The sequence below is a fragment of the Bacteroides intestinalis genome, from assembly GCF_003464595.1.
GTDB classification, from domain to species: Bacteria; Bacteroidota; Bacteroidia; order Bacteroidales; family Bacteroidaceae; genus Bacteroides; species Bacteroides intestinalis_A.
Genome location: NZ_QRZF01000029.1, coordinates 29,343 through 50,168, shown reverse-complemented (window position 1 = coordinate 50,168; position 20,826 = coordinate 29,343). Strand labels below are relative to the sequence as shown.

Below are 20,826 nucleotides of genomic sequence, written 5' to 3'. Positions count from 1 at the left end.
CCGCAAGCGGGCAGCTACCCGGGTACGTATCCTTATACTTATTGCGGCGGTGATCCGGTGAACAGGGTTGATCCGACGGGGGAAGATTATTGGAGTACGAGTGATCCGAATGTAATCTATAACTTCTGGAAGTATTATAATGATTCGAATAAAGATAAAGGTGGTTATGATTTCCAGGGTTGGTATCAAATGTCCGATAGGGAATTTCTTGCAGCTTATGATAAGTATGGAGAGGCTTCCTTGACTTACAATGATCAAACTTCTAAAATGTATTTCTCTAAGGGTAAAGTAGTAAATGGAGAAGTTGTGATTTATGGAGGTCATGTAACGGTACGGAAAGGAAAATCAAGTGTGCTTTCTGATGTTAGCTCCTCTTTGTCTGTAACATCCACAATATCAGGAGTTCTCGGAGATGCTGCTGAAAGAAGTAATGCTACTTTTAGATTGAAAAATAGTGAGAAAAAATTTGATTTTAGATATTACAAAGATGGCTGGAAAGGTAACAAGTATTATAAACCAAGTAGTGTTTCAACCGTAGGAAAATATATCAATAGGGGAAGTCGTGTTGTAAGTGTGTTGGGCACTTTTGTATCAGTCACCCAATTTAAAAATGCTAATACGATTGAAGAACAAGTAGAGAGTGGATTAGATTTATTAATAGATGGAGTTGGCTATTGTCCCGTTATAGGTACAGGTATATCTTTGTATTGGACCTTTGGCGGCAAACAACTCCACTATATGTATGTAAACAAGGGGCTTATTCCGCAGATAAAAATGGGAGTAAATCCAGGGCTTCCAGTATATCAACCTTTTAAATAAAGTACTTATGAGGATTCTTTTTAATTATTGTTATTATAGAATTAGTAAATTCTATAAAGATTGGGGAGAAAGTGGTTCAGAAGGCACTGCTGGAGTTATATTATATGGTTGTTTAGGTGGTTATTTTCTATCAATGTTGGGATTTATTCTTTCTGCTTTTAATATAGAAATGACAGAAATATTAGTTGCAGTTGTTATTCTATTTTTTATAGGTATGAGCTTCTTCTTTGTTAGCGAGAAAAAATACAAAGAATTGGAAGAACATTATAAAAATGAGAAACATAGTAAGCTTAAAGGCTGGTTCGTTTTTACATTTTGTATTTCTTCTTGGATATTGTTTATCATCGTTTTGTATAGCGTATAATGAATTTCTATTTACTTTGAGATGATATCCCTTCCCTGTCTCTTACTATGCGATATATAGTAGAGACAGGGAATTTTCATTATTCTACTTCCCAGTTAACCCCCAACGGATTATTACAAGTTCTCCATACTAACGCTAACTTAGGATTATCCAGTATCCACATCTCGCATCCTTCCACGGCATCCTTCACATGAATAAGCGTATAACCTAAAGCCTGTTCGTTACTGTCCAGGACAGAGTATGTCGTTTGATTGTAGACAAGTGTTCGCTGCTCCTTTAATTGCTTGTAGGCGGAACGGGAAAGGAAATAAACAGTTTCCTCCGGAGAGAGCTGTACGTGTTTACCATCTTCCGGTTGCAGGAAACTGAGCCGTGTAGCTTGTTCTATGGATTTGCGGCCCATAGCATAACTTCCCGATTGCCATTTCAAATTGCGTTCTATTCCCCAATACAGGTATATAGAATCCTGCTTTTCCTGGAAAGACATTTTATATTTCCGTGTCTGTCCGTGTAATTTGAATACAAATAGCAATGTATCGGGCATAATGCTCTGTGCAAATAGACTTCCGGTGAAGCCCAGACATAGCAAGACGGATAGAATCATATGTTTCTTCATTACTTCTCGTTTTCTTCGTTCAACAATAATTGTTTACCCCATTCACTCGGTTTCTTTCCCATCTTCAGGATCAGTTCGCCACCTGCAACGATGTCTTTATGCCGTATAGCTGAATAGGGGTAAGTTTCTCCATTCAATGTAACGGATTGTATATATCTGTTCTTATCAGAAAGCCCCTGAGTGGAAATCTTGAAAGTCTTTCCGTTATCTAACCGGAAGATTGTTTCTTCCAGCAAAGGAGTATTGATCAGGTAATAGTCTTGTCCGGCATTGGGGTATAGTCCCATCATGTGGAAGGCAAGCCATGAGGACATGGCACCGGAGTCATCATTGCCTGGTAGTCCTATAGGTCCATCATTATAGTTCTTAGCAATGATTTCGTGGATACGGTCACTGCTACGGTAGGGTTTTCCCAGCCAATGGTAAAGACAAGGAGAGAGGAAAGAAGGCTCATTGTTTACGTTGAAGAAACCCTGATCGAAGAAGATGTCCAGGCGTGCTTCAAACTTTTCTGCACCGCCGCATTTCTCTATCAGCCCGGGAACATCGTGCGGTATGCTTAGGGAATATTCCCATGAGGAAGCTTCGTAGAAGAACATGTCCCACCAAGGCGTGTACCAGGGACCTTCGAAAGTGACGGGGGTATAGGTAAAGGTCGGCTTTTGTATATTGGACTTTCCGAAAGTGATTTCATCGAGCCAGTTGCCTTTTTCATCGCGGGGCAGAATGAAACCTTTGGCACCGGCATGTTCATAATCGTCACGCCAGAGGTTCTTCCAATTTCCGGATTGCTTCAGATAGTGCTGATAAAGGTCTTCTTTTCCCAGCCCTTTGGCAACCAGGGCAATGGCATAATCGCAATAGGAGTATTCCACGGTACGGTTTCCGGCACGAGGAATGCCGTAGGGGATATAACCGAGTTCCAGATAAGGGATCAGTCCGCCCCGTCCTTCTGCTTCATGGCGGTCGCCGGGACAGACGGTTGCATCTTTCAGCATGGCTTGCAAGCCGAGTTCATAATCTATTCCTTCCAGCCCTTTTACGAAGGCGTCGGCTATTACGATCTCGGCATTGGAGCCGCCTTGTGTACGTCCGTTGCAGTTGCCACTACGGGCATCAGGCATGTAACCGTCTCGTTTGTAGATGTTGATGAGTGAGCGGACGATATCTGTTTCGCGTTTTGGATCTATCAGGGTAATGAGCGGTGAAGAAGTGCGATAAGTGTCCCAGATGGCATAGAAGTCATCATAATAAGGTTCATTATCTGCCCAAAGAGGATTCTCTCCACTGCGGTCTACAGGCATAATCATGGTGTGATAGAGGCCGGTATAGAACATACGTTTCTGTGCTTCGGGGGTACGGGGAGAGATTTCAATTCTTTGGAGTAAGTTTTCCCATTGGGCTAGAAGCTGCTGATGTGCGGTCTCGAATGACCAATGAGGAATATCGGAATGAGCATTTTGGCGGGCTTTCAGTGAGCTGAGGAAGGAGATACCTACTTTCAACTGCACCACTTCTTCAGATGAATTGAAGCGTAGTAATGCTCCGGTCTTTTGATGTGAGTCGTATTGGAACTTTTCATTTGTTATCTTATCACCTTTCCAGGTAGCTGTATTTACGAAAGGTTTATCCGTTTCTGCATAAAAGTAGACAGTGTAGGCACGACCATTGTTCCATCCGCCACGGATACGGGTATAGCCGATGACTTCGCGGTCGGAGATGATTTCTATTTCGGAGCCTACAAATTGTTGTGCCTCGCGTGCATCGGGTACGGGACTTTCACCTAAGAAGAATCCGGCATCGATGGCCAGTGACTTCAGAGAGTCTTTGGGATAGGTGAAACGATAGAACGAGGCTTTAGGTGCGGTGGTTATTTCTGTCTGTATACCGGAAGCTTGAAATTGGGTAGTATAATATCCTAATTTAATAGTTTCGTACTTGCGGTGATCGATATGCTTTGTTCGGTCCATTCCGTCGCCGAAAGGCATTACAAGGATATTGCCATATTTAGGTCCGCCACCTGTTCCGCTGACGTGTACCTGAGAGAAACCGTCTACCTGTTCGGGCATGGGTAGCCAGCCGCTGTTCGGGCGTGGGGTACAGTCCGGTGAAGGTTTCACCATTCCGTAGGGGCAGGAAGGGCCGATAAAGACTCGTCCCAGTCCTTCGGAACCAATGCGTGGGTCTACGTAATCTGTGAGTTTGGTGTTCTGTGCAAAGGTATTTGCGGAGAACAATAGTAGGACAGATAATGTGAATAATTTGCTTTTCATTGGCAATTGTTTTTGTTAAATGTAAAGAAAGCCCTGTATCCGATCCGTTTTGGGTTCCGTAAATCGTAATACAGGGCTTGAAAGCCTTTTTAAACTTTAAATATGATATACCGGCTCTTTCTTTTCTCTATATTAATAACCGAAATTCTGTTTCCAGTTGGTATTGGTTTCCATCATCTTTTGTGGAACGGGTAGCAGGCGACGCCACAACTCGGTCTTGGCGCCTGGGTTGGCTTCGTTCTTTACTCCCCAGTCGTTCTCGAACTGGCCGAAGCGGATCAAATCTTGACGACGCCACATTTCGCAGATGAATTCGCGTCCACGCTCGTCAAGCAGTTCCTGCAAGGTGGGCGTTCCCTCCACATGGGGAGCACTGGAGCAGTCTCGTACTTCGTTCATAAGTGAGGCGGGCGTGTGTCCCATGGTAGCTTTGGCACCGCGAAGGATGGCTTCTGCTTTGCTCAGCAGGATGTCGGCATAGCGGAAGATGGGGATGTCGTTACCGCTAAGGCGATCACGATCCGTATAGTCTTCAGGAATAGAGGGGTATTTGCCGAGGTGGCATCCCTTCATGATATTTTTTGCTTCAGAGTCGGCACCGACATCAAGGTGATCCAGTGAATAGGTTGTGGTTACAAATGTGATTTCCTTTGTATAGTTCACTTGTTGTCCCTGAAACATGATGGGGGTTTCTGTAAACTCGTAATTCTTGGTATAGTCGGCAACGTATTGCGGCCCTTTTAAGATTACCTGGTTACGCTCATCACCCGGCAGGTTGAAGCGGTCCACGCATTCGGGCACTAGTACATAGGCGCCTGCTAAAGACTTGGCGGGGAGGAAGCCCCACGGGCCGTTATCGCAGTTGTTTGCTTTCTTGAAGGTCATGAAGCGGTCCAGTTGGTGCCCGCCTTCGTATTTATTCGTGTTTTTTACCGGGTCGAAGTTCATGGCATAGATGAAGTCCTTGATATGTACTCCGTTGTTTGGGAAGAATTTTTTACGGTATCCTTTACCTACCTCGAATATACCGGAGTTGATGATGTCGTCGCATACGGCCACCAGTTCGTCCAGTTTATCGTTGGATGTGTCGTTGGTTACCTTGGTCACATCGCCACAGGTGTAAACACCCCAGTTCAAGTAGAGTTTGGCAAGCAAGGCTTTCGCCATCCATTTGTTGGGACGGCCGTAGGTGTCGGCGTTGTTTGCCTCGGTCAGCTGCGGGATTATTTCCAGCAATTCTTCCTCAATCCAACGGGCTACGTCGGCACGCGGAGCACGCTCAATGGGAGTGTCTTTTTCAGCCGAGCGTTTCAGCAAGGGAATATCACCGTAAAGGTCCATCATCATGAAGTGATAGAATGCACGAATGGCGCGTACCGGAGCCACGATGTCATCTTTACCTTCAGCACCTCCGATTTCAAGAATCACGGTGTTACAGTAGGAAATACCGGACAGCAAATCTTCCATCATGCCTACTCCCGGAGTGTCGGGTTTCAGACCGTGTATAGAAGGCAGAGCCAGACGTCCATTGTCATAATAACCATTATTGAAGGATATGCCCATCATTTCGTCACCCTGGAGCATGACACCTTCCCAGTAGTTGCGTCCCAAGCCGGACTCTTTCTGGAGATAGTAATAGCAAGCTTCAAGCTTAGCTTGTGCTGCAATGGGGTTATCGGGGAATTCTGTGTACTGGGTTTTGATTTCCGTATCCAAATCGGTACAAGCGGTTGCGCCGACAAGTACACCCGAAAGTAATAAAAGTTTTATATATGATTTCATAATCTGCTTATTTGTTTAGAAGTTAATAGTTGCACCTACAAGGAACTGACGGGTACGCGGATAGTGGTCGCTGCGTGTGTCACAACCTGGAGTCTCACCGCCGAGGTTGATTTCAGGGTCACGACCGCTGTAGCCGGTCAGCGTGAATACGTTGTTGCATGAAGCATAGAGGCGTAGGTCGCGTAGCCAGCCGTTGAAATTGCGGAATGTATAACCTAATGTCAGGTTAGAGAGGCGGAAGTAGCTGCCATCTTCTAGGTAGCGGTCAGAAGGGAGTGCCGATGAAGCATCCGTGGCACGTTGTTCTTTGATGACAGACTTCATCACATTCTTGCCCTCAGTCACGTTTCCGATGTTGCTGAAGAAAGCGCGTGGTTCATTGAATATCTTCTGTCCGAACACACCGGTGAAGAATGTGGTGAGATCCCAATTTTTATATGTGAAGGTATTGTTCCAACCCATAGTCAGCCAAGGCTGTGCATTACCTACAATGGTGCGATCCTTTTTACTTGGAGTGGTCGTAGTCTCACCCGTGCGTTCTCCCGTCTCTTCATCGCGTACGTAGAATTGCGAAACACCGCCCTCTGTATAACCGGCCCATTCCCACATATAGAAGGTTCCGATAGGTTCACCTTCGATGATGCGCTGGATGTTCTCAGTAGAAGCACCAGGAAGGCTCGGATTGTATCTGTCTATGATACCAGCGTTGAACTGGTCATTGGAAAGTTTCACTATTTTGTTGCGGTTGTGCGAGAGGTTGAGTGAGGTGTTCCATGTGAAGTCGCGTCCTTGGATGGGGGTGGCATTCAAAGTCAGTTCGACACCCCGGTTGTTCATCTTACCCACATTAGCGGTCAAACTTCCCACGGGATAGATGGTAGTGGATACCGGATAAGACCAGATCATGTCCTTGGTGGTCTTGTTATAGTATTCGATGGTACCGTTGATACGTCCTCCGAGGAAGGAGAAGTCCACACCCAGATTCAGCATGGTGGTGGTTTCCCATTTCAGGTCAGGGTTGACATTGCGTGCCGCATTCAGGTTCTTGTAGCTGGTTTCCTTGCCGGTTCCCGGATCGGTATAGATGAAACGGCTTCCGCCTTGGTAGTAGAAACGGGAGGTATAGATGTCAAAGCCCATGGCATTACCACTCTGTCCCCAACCTGCACGTAATTTCAAATCGTCGAAGATACCGAGGTTTTTGATGAAGCTTTCTTCGGAAAGGCGCCATGCCACTGAACCTGAGGGGAAGGTTGCCCACTTGTTGTTGCTACCGAAAGTAGAGGAACCGTCGCGGCGCAGGGCTGCCTGTACAATGTACTTGCTCTTGTAGGAGTAATTAGCACGTCCGTAGAACGAAATCATGCGAATGGTAGAAAGTGTATTGGCCCATACAGGGTCTTCCTCCCAAGAGTTTGCCATACCAATATTGTTCCACCATAGGGTATCGTCGTAGAAGTTGTAGCCGCGTGCACCGAAGCCGTCACCGTTGTTCTGTTCTTCCCAGGAGTAACCTACCATCAGGCCGATTTTGTGGTCATCGTTGATAGACTTGTCGTAATTACCATAGATTTCCATCATTTTCTTGATATCCTCAGTCGTGTTGCGGCTGGTCTGTCCGTTGCGGTTGTTGGTCTGCGACTGTTGAGAGTAGTAGTCCTTGTAGCTGTAGTTCTGGTTCTCGTAAGAGAAGTTGGCATTAAGGAAGAGGTCATCAATGATTTTCAGGCTTGCCTTTCCTGTCATCTGGATGCGCTTGTAGGTTGCTCGGCTCACGTCTTCGTAGACCATTGACAATGGATTATAGTTCTGTGAGATACCCATATCTTTATACCAGGTGCCATCTTCATTACGTACGGGTACTAATGGAGAGTAGTAGTACATGGCGTTGTAAACGGATGCACCTTGCTCGCCACGGGGCACACCCCATTCGTTGCGAATGTTACCGTTGATTCCTGCCGAGAGGGTTAAGCGATCCTTGAGCGTCTTGGTTTCCACGAAAGTACGGGCAGTGAAGATATTGTTGCCCACTCCTTTGATAATACCATCCTGCTCGATGTAATTGACGCTGGCATTGTAGCTAGTGCTTTTGTTGCCGCCGCTGATAGAGAGATTGTGGTTGTGGGTAAAACCGGTCTGCTGCACCTCGTCTGCCCAATTGGTATTGGCACCTTTGTCGTTGGCAATGGTCAGGTTGTTTTCTTTAGCGTATGCACGTAGTTCATCAGCAGTCATCATTTCATGGTCGTTGTGAATCTTGTCCCAAGCCACGTAGCCGCTATAACTTACACGTGCGGGACCGTCAGAGCCACGCTTTGTAGTAACTATGATAACGCCGTTGGCTGCTTTCGATCCGTAAATAGCTGTGGCAGAAGCATCGCGTAGCACGTCTATGCTCTCGATATCGGTGGGTGAAAGCAAGTTGAGGTTTACACCGGGGATACCATCAACCACGTAAAGCGGAGATGTTGAACCGTTCAAGGTGGAAGCACCGCGTAGGTTGATGGAGTTTACACCACCGTTAGGGTCGGAGTTTTGTACGATGACCAAACCTGGCACTTTGCCTTGTAGTAGCTGTCCCGGCTCGGTGTACGCACCAACGTTCAGGTCTTTTGCCTTCACTGTCGTGATAGAACTGGTCACATCCTTACGTGAGATGCTTCCGTAGCCGATTACCACTACTTCGTCCAGCAATTCAGTATCCTCGTTCATTGTCACGTTCATAACATTTTGGGTCACTTTTACTTCCTGCTTACTATAGCCTATAAAAGAGAAAATAAGTGTCTTTCCTTTTTCTACATTCAGAGAGTATTTACCGTCTATATCGGTAATGCAACCGTTGCTGGTGCCGGACTCTAGCACATTGACGCCGATTAGTGGTTCGCCTGCCTTGTCTGTTACAGTACCGGTCACCTTGTTTTGGGCGAATGCTAAGGTACTGCTTAGCAAGAACACTACAAAGAGCATGCTTTGTGCAAATGTTCTCTTTCTTTTTAATTGTACATTCAGCATAAAATAAAGTTTTAGTTATAAAATAATTTTCTTTTCTCTATATTCATAAATATTATTTTGCCTGCAAAAGTAGGGTTTGGCTATTACAAATATATTTCATTGATATTACATATTTATTGTAATATATTGATATATAATTTGTTATGAAGCTAAAAGACAAATGGGTTTTTGCTTTATATTACTATCTCTTAATGGATGTAATGTAAAGAATGAAGATAAGTATTTCGGACTGTTTTTTGTTATAAGTAGCATCTCAGGGAAAAAACGAAATAATGTCTTTGCCTCCATAGTATTTTAGATTTTGATTACCGCAAATCTACACCAATACTGTCGGAGTTAGGGAGAAAATGATGCAAATTAGGGGGAAAATAGTGAACTATCGTTTTTTTCCTTGAATTACCCTGCCCAGTCCTCTCTATCCAGGTTTCTGTAGCCGATGGCTTCTGCTAAATGTGAAGGCTGTATCAGGTCACTGCTCTCAAGATCGGCGATAGTACGTGCTACTTTTAGTATGCGGTCGTAAGCGCGGGCAGAAAGATTTAGCCGGTTCATGGCATTTTTCAATAACATGAGTCCTCTGTCGTTCGGACGGGCATATAATGACAGGAGTTTGCTGGTCATTTGTGCGTTGCAGTAGACACCAGCAACCTCGGCATATCTGTTCTCCTGAATCTGGCGTGCATGTATTACGCGTTCCCGTATGATGCTACTTGCCTCTCCGGGCTGTGCATCAGACATTTTCTCGAAAGGTACGGGGACAACTTCGATTTGCAGGTCTATACGGTCGAGTAAAGGACCGGAAATGCGGTTGAGGTATTTCTGTACTTGTCCCGGACTACATACACAAGATTTGGTGGGATGGTTATAATAGCCGCAGGGACATGGGTTCATGGAGGCAACCAGCATAAAGCTGGCAGGGTATTCTACATTGCTTTTTACACGGGAGATAGTAATTTTGCGGTCCTCCAGTGGCTGGCGGAGAACTTCCAGCACACTGCGATTGAATTCCGGGAGTTCATCCAGAAACAAAATGCCATTATGTGCCAGACTTATTTCACCGGGTTGTGGATAACTGCCGCCTCCTGTCATCGCCACTGTAGAAATAGTATGGTGAGGATCACGAAACGGGCGTTTGGAGATAAGCCCTTCATTTGCCTGCAATCTCCCTGCCACTGAGTGTATCTTGGTTGTTTCAAGGCTTTCTCCCAATGAGAGAGGAGGCAAAATCGAAGGAAGACGTTTAGCGAGCATGGATTTTCCGCTGCCAGGTGCACCAATGAGGATAATATTGTGTCCACCAGCTGCGGCAACTTCCAATGCACGTTTTACATTCTCCTGCCCTTTTACATCCGCGAAGTCAAGATCGAAATCACTTTGTTGCGCATAGAATTCCTCACGGGTATTGACAATAGTAGGGGTTAGTTCCTGCTTGTCATTGAAGAACTCTATGACTTCTCTGATGTTCTCCACTCCATATACTTGGATTTTATTGACTACTGCTGCTTCACGAGCGTTCTGCCGAGGGACGATGATACCTTCGAATCCTAATTCCCGTGCTTTAATGGCAATAGGCAGAGCACCTTTAATGGGTTGTAAACTACCGTCCAAGCTCAGTTCACCCATCATCAGATAGCGGTTCAATTTATCGGATTGGATTATTTCTCCGGCGGCGAGCATGCCGATAGCAAGTGGAAGGTCGTATGCGGATCCCTCTTTGCGGATGTCTGCAGGAGCCATATTAATCACAATGTTACTGGTAGGTATCCGATATCCGTTTATCTGTAGTGCAGATATAATGCGTTGGTGGCTTTCTTTTACAGCAGAGTCCGGTAGCCCGACAAGATAAAACATGCAACCTCGTGAACTGTTTACTTCAATGGTGATGAGGGTTGCGTCAATACCTTGTACAGCCGCTCCGAAAACTTTGATTAACACGTGCTTATTTGTGATTAGTGATTAATGGTTACTTCTCTTTTTCTTTCTGGGCTATTTCTTTCAGTTTATCTTCAATAGCCTTTTCATCCAGATTTTTTCCTTCTATTTTACCTGTAGGGCTGATTAGGATGTTGGCTGGGAGGGTATGTATAGAGAATAGTTTGGCAACATCTCCATCCCATCCGGAATATTCGCAAGTCTGTTCCCATTTCAAAGTATCTTGTTTAACTGCTTCCAACCATTTCTCTCTGTCCAGGTCAAGGGAAATGCCCATTAATGCGAAGCTTTTGTTCTTTTGTTCTTTCTTATAGATACGGCGGAACATTGCATTCTTTTCCCGGCTGATGGTATCCCATGAAGCCCAGAACTGTATCAGTAGATATTTGTCTTTGAAATCGGAACGGTTGATATCTTTGCCTTCTGTATTGCGTATGCGGAAATAAGGAGCTGTTTTTCCTATATCTACTTTTTCTTCTTCTTCGATATGTGTTAATAGGGCTTCCATATAGGGACGGTCTTTCAAGTCACCGGTCATACGGTCAGCCAATTTTTTTATTTGTTCCAGATTGGGCTGGGGTTTCTGTACAAAATATTTATCCAACAGATAAATGTTGGCTAATGAAGAGGGATGTTTGGTTATAAAATTCTCTGCTTTTTCTTCCAGAGCTTTCTCGGAAGGTGTACCCAGACCTTTCAGTTCTTGGTTGAAGTCTGTTAGATCTTGGTTAGGAGCATTACCGCTGATTTGCAATGAGGACAGCTCAGCTGCGGATCCTTTTATTTGTATTTTGTTTCCTTTATCCAGGAAGAGTGGGTATTCCGTCCCATCACTGAATAATAAGATAGTACTCACTAATGTATCAGCGGAAAGTGTTGTAGAGAATTTATCGTTTTCGACAATCAGTGTATCCATACGGTCATACATTCTATCCGCACCATATAAATAGATGGTATCATTGCCCAATCCCTTGATTTCTCCGTTGAGACTGATGCTGTCGGTTTTCTTTTCACCACAGGCAAAAAGGGCGATTAATAGAAAATATAATAGACAGATTTTCTTCATTTTGAAATACTTTTCCGCGAAAGTACGGCTTTTGCAGATAATAAAAAAGAAATGCCCGACATTTCTCAATGTCGGGCACCCTATAGTTTTTTTAATAGGAACTAATTAATATGAGTTAAGAGCTCCTTACTGAGCGATGCTCATAAATTCTGCATTCGTGAAATACTTAGCAAATTCCAAGTCAGAAGCAGCTTTCTTAGCCAATGACGGTTCTTTAGCAACAGCGTTCTTCAAACTGCTGGTTACCATAGAAGCATTGTTAGTTCTTGCACCTAATACAGCCATCAGGTAGTCAGTATAAGCGTCAGGTTTTGCTACGCTAGCCAAAGTGTTTTTAGCCTTGTTGTAGTCCTTAGCCAAGATCTGTGCCAAAGCAGCACTGTTAGTCTTAGTGTCACCGAATGCGCTTACAGCTCTGTCATATTGACCTTGAGCAACATACAGGTTACCTAATGCTTCGTTCAGCTCTTTAGCACCTGAAGCCTTGCTCAGATAGCTCTCAGCAGAGTTCTTGTCACCCTTTATCAAAGCGATCAAACCGAGGTTCATGTTAACTTCAGGAGCATCTTTGATAGAAGCAGCTTTCTTGAAGTAGCTTTCAGCTTTGTCAAGGTTACCTGCCTGATAAGCCAACTTACCTAAGTTGTTGTAAGCACGGAAATCGTTCGGATAGATTTGAGTAGCTTTAGTGAAGATAACTTCTTGCTTAGTCGGATCGTTAGTCAGTGTAGTTGCATACAGCAATTCTTCTATATTCAACTGCTTAGGATCAGATGCAGCCAGACTTGCAATTTCTTCGTCAGACTTACCGATGATTTCATAGTTCAAAGTCAGACGTGAACGACGCAACTGCGGCAAGATATCGTCAGCTAAGTTCTTGTAAACAGAAGAGATGTTCTTGATTTCCTGTTCTCTTTGTTCAGGATCAGAATACATAGACAGAACACGAAGGATCAGTTCTTTATCCTGAATATTGGATTTAGATACCAATTCCTGGAAACCTTGCCAGTCTTGAGCAGTGTATTTAGTATCGATAGCTGCGTCAACTTTAGATTTCTTTAAGTTCTGGTTGATAACTTTTGCAGTGTTGTCCTGACGGTTTTCAGCCAACTTAGTGTTCAGGCTTACACCACCATCGGGAGATGCATAAGCAGAAATTTCGATGTTGCTGATCTTCTTGTTTACAGCACCGTCTACATTCTTCACTTCTTCGTTGAATTCCTTAGCGGCTTTCAATTCGCTGGCGCGAACGTTAGCTTGCTGGATAAGGAACATGATGTTAGCATCGTGTTTTTCCTTGATGATACGCTGGAAAGCGTCGTCGCCATTAGCAGGATTAGCACTGCCCAATGTCTGTCCAATCATTTCAGAAGTAGAAATCACACCATCAGCTACCTTTACAGCAGGGATAGTTACTGTTTTCTTGCCGATTGTGGCTTTGAACTCCAGATACAATTCAGACTTAGCCATTTCAGGAACATAGTCAAAAGAAGTTTTCATCGTGTAATTACCACCCATCTTGTAAGAGATAGTCTGGTCGTTACCCTCTACTTTTTCTCCTTGGAATACAGCAGGCTGACCTTTAGCTTCGCCACCGTTCCATTTCAAAACCGGAGTTACTTCCACTACGGCTTTCTTGTTAAAATACTTTTCAGGGAATTTTCCATTAATCGTGGCCGGTACTTTTCCGCCTATGGCTTCAAGAACCTGAGGAGTCACGGTGAAGTAATCAGAGGATAATTCACCCATTTTGCTGCTACATGATGAAAGAGCAACAACCAGTGCCATTAACAAAGGCAGATACAATTTCTTAGTCATCTTAGGTATAAATTAATTGTTTGTAATTGAAATTAGTCTACTCGTTTTTATTAGTGCCTATTATCACATGATAATAGCCTCGCAAAGATATTAAATCTATCGGCACAATCTGAAACGAATAGCCAATTTTATTATAATTTAATGAAATCCTGTATCTTTTCGGTACTTAATGTTTCGTGGATGATGCTCAATGATCTCACTTCGCAACATATTCCGGTCGATATGGGTGTAGATTTCAGTGGTTGCGATAGACTCGTGTCCCAGCATACATTGGATGGCACGGAGGTTGGCACCTCCTTCCAGCAAGTGGGTTGCGAAAGAATGGCGGAAGGTGTGCGGACTGATATTTTTGGTGATGCCGGCTTTCTCTGCCAGCTCTTTAATCAGGTGAAAAACCATGATGCGGGAAATGCTATTTCCCCATCGGGCTAGGAAAACATAATCTTCAAATCCTTTCTTTATTTTACCAAGATTACGGTCGAGCAGCCAGTATTTTATTTCTTTGATGGCACGTGGAGAAATAGGGACCAAACGCTGTTTGCTGCCTTTTCCTTCTACCTTGATGAAACCCTCGTCAAAGTAGAGTTCGGATAACTTCAGGTTACAAAGTTCCGAGACACGTAATCCACAGCTGTATAGGGTTTCCAGGATGGCCCGGTTACGTTGTCCTTCCTTTTTGCTCATGTCTACAGTGGAGATAATAGTATCTATTTCTTCGACGGTAAGCACTTCGGGTAGTTTGAATCCGATTTTAGGGCCTTCGAGTAGTTCGCTGGGGTCATCTTCCCGATAGTCTGCCATGACCAGAAAGTGGAAGAAAGATTTTATTCCCGACATGATACGTGCTTGCGAGCGAGGATGAATGCCGATGTCGTGTAATCCGGCGGCAAAACGTTGCAAATCATCCAGAGTCACAGCCAGCATATCGATGTTTTCTGTTTTCAGAAAACACAGCAATTTGTCAAGATCGGTCAGGTAAGCATCAAGCGTATTGGCCGACAGAGCCTTTTCTAACTTTAAATATTGCTGGTACTTTCTGATTATCAACGCTTGTCTCTCGTTATTCGTTGATTTTTCTTCTGTTTTCATTTCTTTTTTCTACCTTTGCTCCGCGAAAATAGGCTGCACTTTAGCAGAATACTGATAAATTTGCTTCTGCGTACGGTCTGCACTATCTTTGCAACTCGATTTAAATATTTCTTAGGGCATATCTGAGCCGTGTCTGCTCCGTATTCGCTCCGTATCTATACACTTGGACTTGGTACGGACTTGGTACGGACTTGGTACGGAGCAGGTACTTCCGGGACAAAGGTATAAAAAATTGTGTTATGAGGATACAAATAATTAATGGCCCGAATATCAATCTGCTGGGCAAACGTGAACCTTCCATTTACGGCAGTGTTACTTTTGAAGATTACCTTGCCGAACTTCGTCAGAAGTATACTGATATACAGATAGACTACTTTCAGTCGAACATTGAAGGAGAGCTGATAGATAAGATTCAGCAAACCGGTTTTGATGTAGATGGGATTATCCTGAATGCGGGTGCCTACACGCATACCTCTATCGCCCTGCAGGATGCTATCCGTTCGGTTACTTCTCCGGTTATCGAGGTACATATATCTAATGTGCATGCTCGTGAGGCTTTCCGTCATGTATCTATGATAGCTTGCGCCTGTAAAGGCGTTATCTGCGGTTTCGGGTTGAACTCTTACCGCTTGGCGCTGGAAGCGTTGACTAATGATAAATTATAAATTATGGGTGGTGGATTGGCAGTGTCGTGATGCTGTATGGCAATTCATCATTCATCATTCAAAATTCATAATTAAATAGAGCTTATGTTATTAAAACAGACTAAGATCGTTGCAACCATTTCTGATAAACGCTGCGACGTTGATTTTATAAAAGGCTTGTTTGAAGCCGGTATGAATGTGGTGCGTATGAACACGGCACATCTCGGCCGCGAAGGTTCGGAGATGTTGATAAATAATGTGCGTGCGGTATCTAATCGCATAGCTATCCTGATGGATACTAAGGGACCGGAAGTGCGCACTACCATCTGTGCTGAACCTATTCCGTATAAAGTAGGGGATAAGGTAAAAGTAGTAGGTAATCCGGATTTGGACACTACACGCGAATGTATTTCTGTCTCTTATCCGAACTTTGTGCACGATGTAGCTGTCGGCATACATATTCTTATAGACGATGGCGATCTGGAAATGGTCGTTGTGGAAAAGACGAATGATTATCTGGTGTGTGAGATACAAAATGATGCTACTCTGGGAAGTCGTAAGAGTGTAAATGTACCGGGTGTACGTATCAATCTTCCTTCTCTGACGGAGAAGGACCGTACGAATATCCTGTACGCCATTGAGAAAGATATTGATTTTATTGCTCACTCTTTTGTACGTAATAAACAGGATGTTCTGGATATAAAGGAAATACTGGATGCTCATAACAGCGATATCCGGATTGTTGCCAAGATTGAAAATCAGGAAGGCGTTGATAACATCGATGAAATTCTGGAAGTGGCTGACGGTGTAATGGTAGCTCGTGGCGACTTGGGTATTGAAGTTCCGCAAGAACGTATTCCCGGAATTCAACGTTTGCTGATCCGTAAATGTATTCTGGCTAAAAAACCGGTAATTGTGGCTACCCAGATGCTTCATACGATGATTACTAATCCGCGTCCTACCCGTGCAGAAGTAACGGACATTGCAAATGCTATCTATTACCGTACGGACGCTTTGATGCTGAGCGGTGAAACAGCTTATGGTAAATATCCGCTGGATGCGGTGAAGACCATGACAAAGGTTGCTGCACAGGCAGAAAAGGATAAATTGGCTGATAATGATATTCGTATTCCGTTGGATGAAAATAGCAATGACGTAACTGCTTTCTTGGCTAAGCAAGCTGTAAAGGCTACTTCGAAACTGAAGATACGTGCAATCATTACTGATAGTTACAGTGGACGTACAGCCCGCAATCTGGCTGCATTCCGTGGTAAATATCCGGTACTGGCTATTTGTTATAAGGAAAAGACGATGCGTCATCTGGCACTTTCTTATGGCGTGGAAGCTATTTATATGCCGGAGCTTGCTAATGGACAAGAATACTATTTTGCAGCTTTGCGCCGTCTGCTGAAAGAAGGTCGCTTATCTGAGACTGATATGGTAGGCTACCTGAGTAGCGGTAAAGCCGGAACACACACTTCTTTCCTTGAAATCAATGTGGTGGGAGATGCTTTGAAGTATTCAGAAGAAAGCGTGTTACCCAATAAGAATAGATACCTCTAATTAATTGACAATTGATAATTGACAATTGACAATTTGCTGTGCTGTCATTCTGTATAGTAATTGTCAACTGTCAATTGGCAACTGTCAATTGACAATTGTTATGACCATAGACGAATATATATTGCAGCACATTGACGATGAGGGCGACTATCTGAAAGCTCTTTATCGGGATACACACCTCAAATTGCTTTATCCGCGTATGGCGTCGGGGCACTTGCAGGGCCGGATGCTGAAGATGTTTGTTAAAATGATACGTCCTCATCGTATTCTGGAGATAGGGACATATAGCGGTTATTCAGCTCTCTGCTTGGCCGAAGGCTTACCGGAAGACGGGATGCTGTACACGTTTGAGATCAATGATGAGCAGGAAGACTTTACCCGCCCTTGGTTGGAGGGGTCCGAGTATGCGGATAAAATAAAACTCTACATTGGTGATGCATTGCAATTAGTGCCTCAGTTGGGCGTAACGTTCGATTTGGCTTTTATCGATGGAGATAAGCGGAAATACGTTGATTATTATGAAATGGTGCTTTCCAATCTTTCCGACGGAGGTTATATTATCGCTGACAATACTCTGTGGGACAACCATGTACTGGAAGATCATCCCCGCAACAATGACTTACAAACCATCGGTATCAAGGCTTTCAATGAACTTGTAGCGCATGATACACGCGTAGAAAAGGTAATCCTTCCTTTACGGGACGGACTAACGATTATCCATAAAAAGTAGATTTCAGGATATCGGGTATGTGATAGAGACTATTTTTTCCTCTCCTTGTTTCTCTATCTGGTAGCATCCTTTGAAGGTTTCCACATAAAGACGGTTGATGTTATGCAGAATATGCTGTTCCTGCTCGTCTTCCCAGCACTGATAGAGTGGGCTATGTTGTATCATTATCTTCAGATTTTTATTTTCCTGACTTAAGGTATATTCGACTTCACGTTTTTCCCCTTTATAATCGTAGGGGACTGTTATGAGTGAAGTCAGTAGTTTCAGGAACCACTTGCTGTCAACCTCAACTTGCAACATTTCCAATTCAGTATTAAAGGTTGATTTCACAATACCGGGAGTTTCCATATCTACGATCATTCCAGCTTCCCGGCAGAGTTGTACGACATCGCATTCTTGTACATTGAAGCGCATCATTCCGGCTTCAAGGCGTGATAAATCGAGTATGTTATTTATAAGCCTTAGTAATTTGGCGGAATTACTCTTTACGGCGACTGAGTACTCTTCTATTTCTTCTTCTGTCAAATCGTTTTCAGAAGATAATAATTCTGAGAAACCGACTACAGTATTCAACGGTATGCGAATTTCGTAAGTGATGTTATGAAGGAAACGTTCTTTCATCTTGTCGGCAGCCTCTATTTTATCAAGGGCCTTCCGGGTTTCTTCTTCTGCATGCCGTAACTGACGGCGGATGTAGTAGGCGCGTACAATGGCAAAAATCAGTATTAATAGAATAACACTGCCTGCACATAGCTGTATATAGCGGTATCGTTTAGTCAATTCTTCTTTCTCCAATAAGGCTTTTCGAATTTTATAGTTGGCCTGATGTGCTTCTTCATGCCTTTGTAGCATGTCTTGGTTGAGAGAGTCACTTCTAATAGTTGCGATTTTGTACAAGTTGGCAGCATCTTTATACTGTCCTGTTTGCATAAAGGCATCTGCTTTTTCTTTAAGCAAGTCATTTTCGTTAAAAGGATCGTTGCCTCGGCAGGCTGCCAATGCCAGGTCAAGTTCCCGGAAGCATTTGTCCCATTCTTTATCAAGCTTGTAATAGGCTCCCCACAGACTATGGTAGTTTATATAAGCACCAAGATAAATATTGTCATCATAATATTCCTCTGCTCTTTTCAGGTGCTGGATTAGTTTCTCTTTATCTTCGATATCCATATAAATTTTGCATAACGATGTTTCTATTTCCAGAAATGTCGTTTTAAAGGTATCTGATAAAGGAAGTCCCTTGGACACACTTGTAAGAACATCAAATTGTTTTTGATATTCACTGATGGCTTGTGGATATTTTTTTTGTTTTCTATAAAGTTTAGCCAGCCCTCCGTGAATCATTAATAATGCATTTTCGTTGGCTGTCGGGTATTCTTTTAAAGCATGTGTGTAGGTTTCGATAGCTTCATCATATCGCCCGGCAAAGTCATATGCTTGTGCCAATGCGAGGGCAGCAATGAAAGTTCCTTTCGTGTACTTAAGGCGAATTGCCTCATCTTTCATTTCTTGAGCTTGCATGATGGCATATTCTGTATCTCCCAATGCACATCGTGCCTGAAGTACAGAGACCCACATCGTGTAATAGAAAGCATAATCCTTATACTGGTAACTGGCATCCTTCAGTATTAATAGTCTTTTTTGCTGATTAATAATGTCAGTGAGATATTCATATTGGCGGCAATAATCGAAGAGTGCCCATAATTCTTCTGTATGTATCTTTTTACGATGGGAAAGCTCTATTGCGGAATCCAGATATTCAGTAGCTGATTCCTGACCGATATATTGCTGGAATGCATCTCTCAGAAATGCGCAACGGATTGAATCATTGGGTATGGCAGCGGCTGCTTGAAATATGCTGTCGCGTACTTGCTGCTTCGTGGATGCGTGTGTTCTTGCCAGGAAAGATGTACCTGTCAGAAGCATAATAAGAAGAATTACTTTTTTCATGCCTTGTCTTCCTGTTTTAGTGGATGTGTGAAGATGAAACGTGATCCATTCGTATATTCCGGATCTATCCAGATATTTCCACCCAATTGATCGATGATAAACTGGCAGATGGATAAACCGATACCTGTCCCCTGTGATTTCTCGTCTACTCGTTCGAAACGGTTGAATATCGTAGGCTGTTTTTCTAAAGGGATACCGCAACCGGTGTCGGTAACGGAGAATTGTGCCATGCCATCTGCATTTTTTTCCAACCGCAAGATGATGCTGCCTTCTTTGGTGAATTTAGTAGCGTTGACCAATATATTAATCAGTACCTGGTGTAGGCGGAAAGTGTCGGTTACTATTTCCAAGGAGGGTAGATTTGTTTCGAAAGATAATGCTGCTTGTGTTTGCTTAATACCCTCTACAGTCTGAACAATGCCCTCGCAAAGAGTAACAGCATCACATACTTTCAGGTCGAATTTCATATTCTTTACGTCAAGGCAAGAAATGTCTACTACATCGTTCAATAGGTTAATCAGCAATCGGGAATTTAGCTGGATAATTTCGTAACACTGTTTTCGGGTATCTTCATCAATACCGGGAGTAGTCAGCACTTCGGAGAAACCGGACAACGCATTTAAGGGGGTACGGATTTCGTGGCTCATGTTCGAAATGAACAAGCTCTTATTGCGGGTGGCTTTCTCTACCTCTTCTTGTGCCTGCTGGAGTTTTTGTTGCGATTGTATGAGCTTTCTTCGTTGTTTTTTTAAGTAAATCACACAACCTGCAGCTATAAAAATAAAAACGGGAAGAATAATGAGGGCTAATGAAAGCAGACGGTTTTGTTGTTGACTGTTGGTGAGCTCCAATTCATCAATTGAGTAGATTTTCCGCATATCATTTACTTTATGGGAATTGATTTCCTCATAAACGGTATCTGATTTCTGACTGAGTTCCTCGTACAGTTTTGCGGCCTCCTCATACTGCTGCTTCTGCATTTTTTCATCTGCATCTTTCCAGCGACTATCCTCTTCTGCATAGCCAATGGATGAGAAAAATAGTAGTATTATCCAAATGTATACTTTCATAAAGTGAGCTATTTTGTGATGCTGTTGCAAATGTAGTTTTTTATTAATTAAAAGCTACGTTTTGGTGCTAAAAAAAGTATAATTCATTAGTCTAACAAGAT

At 43.4% G+C, this 20,826-nt stretch carries 15 protein-coding genes; 5 read left to right on the top strand and 10 right to left on the bottom strand.

The window, feature by feature from the left end:
* The coding region (locus tag DWW10_RS26175; protein WP_182021534.1) for an RHS repeat-associated core domain-containing protein at positions 1–819 on the top strand (819 nt) is incomplete at its 5' end.
* A 7-nt stretch (positions 820–826) separates the two neighbouring features.
* Complete coding sequence (locus DWW10_RS24040) at positions 827–1,183, top strand: hypothetical protein (protein ID WP_118422373.1); 357 nt, start codon at positions 827–829, stop codon at positions 1,181–1,183.
* Between the two features lie 79 nt (positions 1,184–1,262).
* Here DWW10_RS24040 and DWW10_RS24035 read toward each other — a convergent pair whose 3' ends face one another.
* The 8 genes from DWW10_RS24035 to xerD all read right to left on the bottom strand — a co-directional run bounded on the left by DWW10_RS24035 (position 1,263) and on the right by xerD (position 14,771).
* On the bottom strand, positions 1,263–1,799 hold the full coding sequence (locus tag DWW10_RS24035; protein WP_118422374.1) for a hypothetical protein: 537 nt from the start codon (positions 1,797–1,799) through the stop codon (positions 1,263–1,265).
* Entirely contained in the window at positions 1,799–4,072 is a 2,274-nt protein-coding gene (locus DWW10_RS24030) for a GH92 family glycosyl hydrolase (RefSeq protein ID WP_118422375.1), read from the bottom strand. The genes DWW10_RS24035 and DWW10_RS24030 overlap by 1 nt, the downstream gene beginning before the upstream one ends.
* A 132-nt stretch (positions 4,073–4,204) precedes the next feature.
* On the bottom strand, positions 4,205–5,854 hold the full coding sequence (locus tag DWW10_RS24025; protein ID WP_118422376.1) for a RagB/SusD family nutrient uptake outer membrane protein: 1,650 nt from the start codon (positions 5,852–5,854) through the stop codon (positions 4,205–4,207).
* Positions 5,855–5,869: 15 nt separating this feature from the next.
* Complete coding sequence (locus DWW10_RS24020; RefSeq protein WP_118422377.1) at positions 5,870–8,866, bottom strand: SusC/RagA family TonB-linked outer membrane protein; 2,997 nt, start codon at positions 8,864–8,866, stop codon at positions 5,870–5,872.
* Positions 8,867–9,262: 396 nt separating this feature from the next.
* Complete coding sequence (locus DWW10_RS24015; protein ID WP_118422378.1) at positions 9,263–10,801, bottom strand: YifB family Mg chelatase-like AAA ATPase; 1,539 nt, start codon at positions 10,799–10,801, stop codon at positions 9,263–9,265.
* Positions 10,802–10,829: 28 nt separating this feature from the next.
* Positions 10,830–11,864 (bottom strand): TlpA disulfide reductase family protein, encoded by a 1,035-nt coding sequence (locus tag DWW10_RS24010; protein WP_118422391.1) that lies wholly within the window; start codon positions 11,862–11,864, stop codon positions 10,830–10,832.
* 126 nt (positions 11,865–11,990) lie between these two features.
* Positions 11,991–13,682 carry a tetratricopeptide repeat protein gene (locus tag DWW10_RS24005; RefSeq protein ID WP_118422379.1) on the bottom strand — a complete coding sequence of 564 codons (1,692 nt, stop codon included), beginning with the start codon at positions 13,680–13,682 and terminating at the stop codon, positions 11,991–11,993.
* Between the two features lie 138 nt (positions 13,683–13,820).
* Positions 13,821–14,771: a site-specific tyrosine recombinase XerD gene (gene xerD, locus DWW10_RS24000; protein ID WP_022393875.1), complete on the bottom strand. Its 951-nt coding sequence runs from the start codon at positions 14,769–14,771 to the stop codon at positions 13,821–13,823.
* Between the two features lie 239 nt (positions 14,772–15,010).
* Between xerD and aroQ the strand changes: the two genes are divergently transcribed.
* The 3 genes from aroQ to DWW10_RS23985 all read left to right on the top strand — a co-directional run bounded on the left by aroQ (position 15,011) and on the right by DWW10_RS23985 (position 17,708).
* The gene (gene aroQ, locus DWW10_RS23995; protein WP_022393874.1) at positions 15,011–15,436 is read left to right on the top strand and encodes a type II 3-dehydroquinate dehydratase; all 426 of its coding nucleotides are present in this window, start codon (positions 15,011–15,013) and stop codon (positions 15,434–15,436) included.
* Positions 15,437–15,520: 84 nt separating this feature from the next.
* Positions 15,521–16,978 (top strand): pyruvate kinase, encoded by a 1,458-nt coding sequence (gene pyk, locus DWW10_RS23990; protein WP_118422380.1) that lies wholly within the window; start codon positions 15,521–15,523, stop codon positions 16,976–16,978.
* Between the two features lie 100 nt (positions 16,979–17,078).
* The gene (locus tag DWW10_RS23985; RefSeq protein ID WP_118222958.1) at positions 17,079–17,708 is read left to right on the top strand and encodes an O-methyltransferase; all 630 of its coding nucleotides are present in this window, start codon (positions 17,079–17,081) and stop codon (positions 17,706–17,708) included.
* A 3-nt stretch (positions 17,709–17,711) separates the two neighbouring features.
* Here the strand turns inward: DWW10_RS23985 and DWW10_RS23980 are convergent, their stop codons facing one another.
* Both DWW10_RS23980 and DWW10_RS23975 read right to left on the bottom strand, forming a co-directional pair.
* The gene (locus DWW10_RS23980; protein WP_118422381.1) at positions 17,712–19,655 is read right to left on the bottom strand and encodes an ATP-binding protein; all 1,944 of its coding nucleotides are present in this window, start codon (positions 19,653–19,655) and stop codon (positions 17,712–17,714) included.
* Positions 19,652–20,725, bottom strand: a complete 1,074-nt coding sequence (locus tag DWW10_RS23975; RefSeq protein WP_118422382.1) for a sensor histidine kinase — start codon at positions 20,723–20,725, stop codon at positions 19,652–19,654. The genes DWW10_RS23980 and DWW10_RS23975 overlap by 4 nt, the downstream gene beginning before the upstream one ends.
* Positions 20,726–20,826: the final 101 nt, after the last annotated feature.